Raw genomic sequence first — 8392 nt, forward strand, 5'->3', positions numbered from 1 at the left:
GAAGCCATGGGTCTCCTTGACCGTGCGCTGAACATGGGTGAGTCGAAGCAGTTCCGCCAGCACGAGAAGCGTGTGGCGCGAATTGGCGATTTCGAGCCGGAGCTCGAGCTCGAGTCCGAGGACGAGCTCCGAGAGCGGATGGACGCGCTGCGCGAGCAGGTGCGCAGCCAGCCGACCGACGACAAGGTCGATGCCGCGCTCGAGGAGGTGCTGCCGGAGTGCTTCGCCATCGTCCGCGAGGTCGGCAAGCGCACGATGAGCATGCGGCACTTCGACGTGCAGCTCATCGGAGGCATGGTGCTCCACGGCGGCTCGATCGCCGAGATGCGCACCGGCGAGGGCAAGACGCTGACCGGCACGCTCGCCGTGGTCCTGAACTCGCTCGCCGGCAAGGGCGTCCACGTCGTCACCGTCAACGACTACCTGGCCAAGCGCGACGCCGAGTGGATGCTGCCCATCTACGAGGCGTGCGGCGTGACGGTCGGCATCCTCCAGAACAACATGGAGTACGAGGAGAAGGTCGAGGCCTACGCCTGCGACGTCACCTACGGCACCAACTCCGAGTTCGGCTTCGACTACCTGCGCGACAACATGGCGCAGACGATCGAGGAGAAGGTCCAGCACGGCGGGCGCATCGGCGAGGACGGCCGCCCCACGGCGATGCATTTCTTCGGCATCGTCGACGAGGTCGACAACATCCTGATCGACGAGGCGCGCACGCCGCTGATCATTTCCGGCGCCCCCGAGGCCGCCGCCGACTACTACCTCAAGTTCGCCAAGCTGGCCAAGGTCATGACGTCCGGCAAGACGCCGGAGGGCATGGACCCGCGCGCCCGCAAGGACTTCACCGCGGACTTCGACTTCGAGTTCGACGAGAAGCACAAGACCGTCGCGGTCACCGAGCAGGGCGTCGCGAAGGCCGAGAAGTTCCTCGGCATCGGCCACCTGTACCGCGCCGAGAACGGCCCGCTGGTCAACCACCTCATCCAGTCGCTGAAGGCCGAGTCGCTGTACAAGCGCGACGTCGACTACGCGGTCGTGGACGGCGAGGTCAAGATCATCGACGAGTTCACCGGCCGCATCCTCGACGGCCGCCGCTGGTCGGAGGGCCTGCACCAGGCCGTCGAGGCCAAGGAGGGCGTGACCGTCCAGGAGGAGAACCAGACGCTCGCAACCGTCACCCTCCAGAACTACTTCCGCATGTACGGGAAGCTCGCCGGGATGACGGGCACCGCCCTCACCGAGGCGACCGAGTTCATGAAGATCTACAAGCTTCCGGTCATCCAGATCCCGACGAACCGGGCGATGATCCGCAAGGACCGCAACGACCAGGTCTACAAGACGCGCGACGGCAAGTGGTCGGCCCTGCTGCGGGCCATCAAGGAGCGCAACGCGGCGGGCCAGCCGATCCTCGTCGGCACGATCTCGGTCGAGGTCTCCGAGATGCTCTCGTCCAAGCTGGACAAGCTGGGCATCCCGCACGCCGTCCTCAACGCCAAGCCCGAGCACGCCGCCCGCGAGGCCGACGTCGTCGCCGAGGCGGGCCGTCCCGGCGCGGTCACGATCGCCACGAACATGGCTGGTCGCGGCGTCGACATCAAGCTCGGCGGCAACGCCGAGCACCAGACCGAGGTCGAGCTGCGCAACCTCGGCCTCAAGCAGGGCGACCCGGACTACGACGAGCGCTTCGCCGAGGTCCTGCCGAGCATCGAGACCCGCACGGAGGCCGACCGCGAGAGGGTCCTGGAGGCCGGCGGCCTCTTCATCTGCGGCACCGAGCGCCACGAGTCGCGCCGGATCGACAACCAGCTGCGCGGCCGCGCCGGCCGCCAGGGCGACCCGGGCGAGTCGCGCTTCTTCCTGAGCGCCGAGGACGACCTCGTGCGCCTGTTCGCCGGCGACCGGATCTACAAGATCCTCGACAAGCTCGGCACGGTCGACGACGAGGGCAACGAGGAGCCGATCGAGGCCTCGATGCTGTCCAAGCAGATCGAGAAGGCCCAGAAGAAGGTCGAGGAGCAGAACTTCCTCATCCGCAAGCGCGTCCTCGAGTACGACGACGTCATGAACGAGCAGCGCCGCGTGGTCTACCAGTACCGCGACGAGGTGCTGGAGGGCCGCGACATGGGCCCGGTGGCGCGCGAGAACCTCGCCGACGTCATCCGCCGCGTCGTCGACGAGTACACGGCGAGCGAGTTCGTCGAGGACTGGGACGTCGACGGCCTGTTCACCGCCCTGGCCGACATCTTCCCCGTCGGGTTCGGACCCGACCGGCTCGACACGGTCAACGAGCGCGAGGAGCTCGTCGAGCTGCTGCAGACCGACGCGCTGGCGCTCTACGACCGCCGCGAGCAGGAGCTCGGCGACGAGCTGATGCGCGCGCTCGAGCGCTACCTGCTGCTGCAGATCATCGACAACAAGTGGCGCGAGCACCTGTACGACATGGACTACCTGCGCGAGGGCATCCACCTCCGCGGGTTCGCCCAGATCGATCCGCTGGTCGCCTACAAGAACGAGGCGTTCGACCTCTTCACCGACCTGATGAACACCATCTGGGCGGACTTCGCGCGGATGATCTTCCACGTCGAGGTCGAGGTGGAGGCCCAGGGCGCCGCGGCCGTGCCGCAGCTCGGCGCGGCCGGCGGCAGCGCGGGCACGATGACCTACACAGGCGGTGTGGGCACCCAGCAGCCCAGCGCGCTGAACGCAGCGGCCCAGGGCGGTGGCGTCGCCTCCGACGAGGAGTACGTCGAGGACGCCGCGCCCACGGTGCAGCAGCGCCGGGTCGACGAGCACGAGCTCATCGGGCGCAACGACCCCTGCTGGTGCGGGTCGGGGCGCAAGTACAAGAAGTGCCACGGCGCCTAGCGCTGCATGAATCGGCCAGTAGCGCGAACGCTTGTTCGCATTCCGTCCGGAGGCGGCGGTACCTTCTATAGTCAGGGAGGACGGTCGCGGAGATACCCGCCTGCCACCTTCACGGGTGGCACCCGCCTTACGCGGCAGTAGGCGACTCCGGTCCGTCCTCTCTTGATGTCCTGAATGCTGTGGCGTGTCTACATCGACGAGGCTGGCGATCGGGGCATCTCCGAGAAGTCGACCGCCCACTTCGTGGTGTCTGCAACCGTCGTGCGCGACGAGCGACACGCCGCCGTGCGCGCCGAGCTTGGTGCGCTTCGCGCGACGCTCGGTCGGAAGTCCGGGCAGGTACTGCATTTCCAGAAGTTCAGCCACTCGCAGCGCGTGTGAAGGCCGTGCAGGACATCGCAGCCTCATCCGTCGATGTGATCACCAGCGCGATCCTGTGCAAGCGAGGCTTTGATCAGCCCGATCCCGCTGGCGACCTGGCGTACATCACGAACCCAGATCCGATGTACCTCTGGGCGGTTCGCCTCGTGCTCGAGCGTGTCTCGTGGTACATCCGGGAAAACGGCGGAGGTTCCGCGATCGTGACCTTCGCCCACGTCCGTCACTTCCCCGCGCAGAAGCTCCACGATTATCGCCGGGCGTTGGAGCTGTCGGATACCGAGATCTTCCGTGCGGCCTTTGACGGCCACCCGTTCAAGATCGGATCGCCGGATCGGATCGAGCTCCTTCAGATTGCGGACACGGCGGCCTCGTCCCTCTTCCGTGCTGTGGAACCCGACGAGTTCGGCAACGTCGAGCGCCGGTACCTGCAGGAGCTGGTACCGAAGCTGTATCGGCGTGGATCCGGTCCACTCACGTCGTACGGCCTGAAGGTCTTTCCCGCTTCCCACTGCGCGCCTGGCACGACCCTGCACTGGCTGAAGGCGTTGTAGGCCCGGTCGGTCTTGCAGCAGATACCCTCGGGACCTGCATGGCCACCGCTGCCGACACCCCCACGCCCCAGCGCCTCGCCGCGATCCGGTCGAGCTTCGACCTGCTGCGCGGCAGCACCGATCCCGACGCTCTCGCGGCCACCGCCGCGCAGCTGGAGGAGCAGATGCAGGCGCCGGGCTTCTGGGACGACTCCGACGCTGCCGCCAAGGTCTCCGCACAGCACGCGCGGACCTCGCGCAAGCTCAAGGCGTTCCAGGAGCTGGAGTCCGACGTCGACGACCTCGACGGGCTCGCCGAGCTCGCCGAGGAGGACGAGGAGATGGCCACCGAGCTGGTGCAGCAGCTCGGCTCGATCGAGGACCGGCTCGCCGCCCTGGAGGAGGAGCGGCTGTTCTCGGGACCCTACGACGCGGGCGACGCGCTGGTGACGGTCAACGCCGGCGCCGGCGGGACCGACGCCCAGGACTGGGCCGAGATGGTCCTGCGCATGATGATGCGCTGGGCCGAGTCGCGCGGCTTCAAGGTCGAGCTGCTGGAGGCCAGCGCGGGGGAGGAGGCCGGCATCAAGTCGGCCACGTTCCGCGCGCAGGGCGAGAACGCCTACGGCCTGTTCAACGCCGAGCAGGGCGTTCACCGGCTCGTGCGCATCTCGCCGTTCGACGCGCAGTCGCGCCGCCAGACGGCCTTCGCCGGCGTCGAGGTCGCCCCGGTCATCGAGGACACCGGCGACGTCGAGATCGACTCCGACGACCTGCAGATCGACACCTATCGCGCGTCCGGCGCAGGCGGCCAGCACGTCAACAAGACCGACTCGGCAGTGCGCATCACGCACCGTCCGAGCGGGATCGTCGTGCAATGCCAGAACGAGCGCTCGCAGTCCGCCAACAAGGACACGGCGATGAAGATGCTGCGCGCCAAGCTGCTGGAGCGCCAGGAGCGCCAGCGCCAGGAGGAGATCGCCAAGGAGCGCGGCGAGACCCTCGACGTCAACTTCGGATCCCAGATCCGCTCCTACGTCCTGCACCCGTACACGATGGTCAAGGACCACCGCACGGATCGCGAGATGGGCGACGCCCAGCGCGTGCTCGACGGCGACCTCGACGGCTTCGTCCGCGAGTACCTGCTCAAGGCCGCGGGCTAGCGGCGTGAGCGCCGCGGAGACCCCGGCGTCGGGGCGCAGCGAGCAGCCGACCGCGCCGTACCTCGACGCCGTCGTCGGTTACGGCTTCCGCGGCCCGGGGCGCTTCCACGTGCCCGGCCACAAGGGCGGCCCGGGCGCCGATCCCGGCCTGCGCCACGCCCTGGGCGACAGCGCGCTGGCGATCGACATCCCGCAGGACATCCACGGCATCGACATCGGCGTCTCGCCGTCGCCGTTCGAGCGGGCCGAGGCGCTGGCCGCCGAGGCCTACGGCGCCGCGCGCACGTGGTTCTTGACCAATGGGGCCACGCAGGGCAACCACGCGCTGTGCCTCGCGCTGGCGCCGCTGGGCACCCACGTCGTCGCGCAGCGCAACTCCCACGCGTCGGTCGTCGACGGCCTCGTGCTCAGCGGCGGCCTGCCGTCGTTCGTCGCGCCGGCCTACGACGAGGAGCTCGGGATGGCGCACGGCGTCACGCCCGACGCCCTGGACGCGGCGCTGGCGGCCGATCGGGACGCCGGGGTCGCCTTCCTCGTCTCCCCGACCTACTACGGCATGGTGGCCGACGTGGCGGCGCTGGCCGAGGTCGCCCACCGCCGCGGCGTCGCGCTGGTCGTCGACCAGTCGTGGGGCCCGCACTTCGGCTTCCACCCCGACCTGCCCGAGAGCGCGCTGCGCCTCGGCGCCGACGCGGTGCTCACCAGCACCCACAAGATCGTCGGCTCGCTGACGCAGAGCGCGATGCTCCACGTCGCGAAGGGAACCGGCTCCCACCCACCCCGCATCGACCCGGCCGACGTCGGCCGCGCGCTGCGCCTGCTGCGCTCCACGAGCCCGTCGTCGTTGTTGATGGCCTCGCTCGACGCCGCCCGCCGCCAGCTCGCCGTGCACGGCGAGGCGCTGCTGCATGAGACGCTGGCCGCCGCGAAGGCCACGCGCGAGAAGCTGGCGACCACGCCGGGCATCGCCACGATCGCCGACGACTTCGTGGGGCGCCCGGGCGTCGCGGCCTACGACCCGCTGCGGCTCGTGCTCGACACGCGCGGCACCGGCTGCACGGGCTACGAGGTGGCCGACGCACTGCGCACCGCCTACGACGTGCAGCCCGAGCTGGCGACCGTCGCGACGATCGTCTGCGTGCTCGGCATGGGCCAGCCGGCCGACGCGCTCGTGCGCTTTGCCGGCGACGTGGACGAGATCGTCAAGCGCATCAGCCGGCCCGGGACCGTCGAGGCGCTGGTGCGCACGCCGGCGGCGCTCACCAACGCCATGGTCGTCGCGCCGCGCGACGCCTTCCTCGGTCGCTCGGAGATCGTGCCGCTCGAGGAGGCCGTCGGGCGGATCTCGTGCGAGTCGATCGCCGGCTACCCGCCGGGCATCCCGGCGCTGCTGCCCGGCGAGCGCATCACCGCCGACACGGCCGCGTACCTGCGCGAGCTTGTGACGTCGGGCGCCCGCCTCCACGGCGCGGCGGACCCGACGATCGCGACGATCCACGTGCTGGCGGAGTGAGAGAGGCGGCGAGGGTCGCCCCGGCCGCCCGACCGAGCCGCTAGGCGAGTTCGCGCAGCGGAACGAGCCCTCTGGGCGAGCCTCCGCCTAGAAGCGCAGCAGCGCCGCGATCGAGCCCTTCTGCTCCAGCCAGAGGTCGGTGGCCGGCCGGTAGCGCACGCGGGCGTCCTGTGCGAAGGCGCGGGCGACGGCGATCTCGACGACGTCGTCGACGGCCTCGGTCATCGTGCCGTCGGCAGGGCACTGGCCGCCGGCCGACACGCCGAGCCAGCCGCACTGCGGGCAGCGCGTGCCCTTGGCCGTGAAGCCGTCCTGCACGACGAGCGTGTCGACGCGGCGCTCGTGCACGGCGGTCAGCACCTCGTTGAGGCCCGCGGCGGCACGGCCGCCGGTGCCGAGGCCCTCGTCGATGCGCTGCTGCAGCTCGCGGTCGCGGCGGGCCGTCAGCTCGTCGAGCACCGCGCGCGCGGCGTTGAGGACCTCGTCGGTCGAGCTGTTCCACACGTCCACGTCGAAGCGGCCCTTGAGGCACTTGGCGACGTCGGCGTGGAGCATCTGCTCGAGGTGCGCCACCGTCTCCTTGGGGCCGCCGAGCAGGATGCCGGCGACCCGGTTGGCCTTGATGCGGCGCTGCAGCTCGGCGTTGACCGCGCGCAGGTGGTCGTCGACCTCCTTCTCGACGCTGCGCTGGTAGCGCGCCTGCGACAGGCCGCCCTGGTCGTGCTTGCCCGGGACGTCGTCGTCCTGGCGCCAGACCTCCACGAGCCCGTCGATCGTGCCGGCCAGCAGCCGCACCCGGCGCCGGTCGACGAGGACGAGCCACCACAGCTCGCCGGCGCCGATCCGCGCCAGCGGCTCGACGCAGGGATGGTCGGAGATCGCGACCTTGTGCGGGACGGGCCGGGGCAGCTTGAGGATCTCGAACAGGCCCGCGAGCTCGGAGGCGAAGACGGCCAGCCCGCGCGCGCCCTCGGTGTCCAGCCCGTTGCGCAGCTGCGCGCGCACGCGCTCGACGTCATGCTCCAGCGCGGTGCGCTCGGCGTGCGTGAGCGTCCCGTGATCGCGGATGGCGCGTCCGGCCTCGTCCATCACGGAGCTGATCTCGGTCGCCCGGGCGGGCGGCGTCGCGAACTCTCGCGGATCGAGGTTGATGAAGACGCTGAGGACCTTGCCCTGCGCGGTGCGGGTCTCCGCAAGCTCGCGCAGGCGGTCCGTCGTGATGTCTGTCGCCATGCTGACCGCCTACCCATCGTCGTGCCGGGGGAACCCGCACCCGAGAACGACGAAGGGCCGGTGCATCTCGGCGCCGGCCCTTCGCTCTTCGGTTGGGTTCTTGCTGTGGGTGCTACGCCACGAGGGCCAGCGGCCGGGCGGCCTCGGCGACCTCGAGAGTCACCGCTCCGCCCTCGTCCACGGACGCCTTCACGCTCGCGCCGTCGGCCAGCGTGCCGGCCAGGATCGCGCGGGTGAGCTCCCGCTCCAGCGTGCGGCGCACGTGGCGCTGCAGGGGCCGGGCGCCGAACTCCTCGTCGAAGCCGTCGGCGGCCAGGCGGGCGACGAGCGCGTCGTCGACCTCCAGCTCGATCCGGCGCTCCGCGCGCAGCCGGTCGGCCACGCGTCCCACGATCATCCGGCCGATCTCGGCCACCTGCTCCTCGCCCAGCGACGTGAACGTCACCACGTCGTCGATGCGGTTGAGGAACTCGGGCAGGAACGCGGACTTCGCCGCGGCCATCATCCGGTCGTCGTCAGCGGGCGCCGCCGCCGAGGTGAACCCGATCGCGCGCTTGGCGCGGCCGGCCCCCAGGTTGGACGTCATGACGATCACCGCGTTGGTGAAGTCGACCGTGCGGCCCTCGCCGTCGGTCAGGCGACCGTCGTCGAGCAGCTGCAGCAGCACGTTCCACACCTCGGGGTGCGCCTTCTCGATCTCGTCG

At 70.4% G+C, this 8392-nt stretch carries 7 protein-coding genes; 5 read left to right on the top strand and 2 right to left on the bottom strand.

All coding sequences use genetic code 11. From position 1 onward, the window contains the following. The first annotated feature begins 6 nt into the window (after window positions 1-6). The 5 genes from secA to VK501_RS18780 all read left to right on the top strand — a co-directional run bounded on the left by secA (window position 7) and on the right by VK501_RS18780 (window position 6455). The gene (secA, locus tag VK501_RS18760; RefSeq protein ID WP_324340042.1) at window positions 7-2868 is read left to right on the top strand and encodes a preprotein translocase subunit SecA; all 2862 of its coding nucleotides are present in this window, start codon (window positions 7-9) and stop codon (window positions 2866-2868) included. Window positions 2869-3042: 174 nt separating this feature from the next. Then, entirely contained in the window at window positions 3043-3249 is a 207-nt protein-coding gene (locus VK501_RS18765; RefSeq protein ID WP_324340044.1) for a DUF3800 domain-containing protein, read from the top strand. Then, window positions 3246-3800 carry a hypothetical protein gene (locus tag VK501_RS18770; protein ID WP_324340047.1) on the top strand — a complete coding sequence of 185 codons (555 nt, stop codon included), beginning with the start codon at window positions 3246-3248 and terminating at the stop codon, window positions 3798-3800. Before VK501_RS18765 ends, VK501_RS18770 begins: the two co-directional genes overlap by 4 nt. 38 nt (window positions 3801-3838) lie before the next feature. Beyond that, a complete protein-coding gene (gene prfB, locus VK501_RS18775; RefSeq protein ID WP_324340049.1) occupies window positions 3839-4942 on the top strand; it encodes a peptide chain release factor 2 in 1104 nt (367 codons plus the stop codon). 4 nt (window positions 4943-4946) lie between these two features. Beyond that, window positions 4947-6455, top strand: coding sequence for an amino acid decarboxylase (locus VK501_RS18780; RefSeq protein WP_324340051.1), 1509 nt, complete (start codon window positions 4947-4949; stop codon window positions 6453-6455). Between the two features lie 87 nt (window positions 6456-6542). Here the strand turns inward: VK501_RS18780 and VK501_RS18785 are convergent, their stop codons facing one another. Together VK501_RS18785 and VK501_RS18790 are read right to left on the bottom strand one after the other, a co-directional pair. Continuing rightward, on the bottom strand, window positions 6543-7688 hold the full coding sequence (locus tag VK501_RS18785) for a Vms1/Ankzf1 family peptidyl-tRNA hydrolase (RefSeq protein ID WP_324340053.1): 1146 nt from the start codon (window positions 7686-7688) through the stop codon (window positions 6543-6545). A gap of 112 nt (window positions 7689-7800) precedes the next feature. Continuing rightward, window positions 7801-8392: AAA family ATPase (locus VK501_RS18790; RefSeq protein WP_324340055.1), on the bottom strand; the 592-nt coding region annotated here is incomplete at its 5' end.

It is taken from the genome of Baekduia sp., assembly GCF_035318805.1.
GTDB lineage: Bacteria > Actinomycetota > Thermoleophilia > Solirubrobacterales > Solirubrobacteraceae > Baekduia.

What these genes read in the sequence shown, in the direction of transcription:
- secA (WP_324340042.1), top strand. Translation starts at nt 7, where the DNA reads ATGGGTCTCCTTGACCGTGCGCTGAACATGGGTGAGTCGAAGCAGTTC.
- VK501_RS18765 (WP_324340044.1), top strand. Translation starts at nt 3,043, where the DNA reads ATGCTGTGGCGTGTCTACATCGACGAGGCTGGCGATCGGGGCATCTCC.
- prfB (WP_324340049.1), top strand. Translation starts at nt 3,839, where the DNA reads ATGGCCACCGCTGCCGACACCCCCACGCCCCAGCGCCTCGCCGCGATC.
- VK501_RS18785 (WP_324340053.1), bottom strand. Translation starts at nt 7,688, where the DNA reads ATGGCGACAGACATCACGACGGACCGCCTGCGCGAGCTTGCGGAGACC.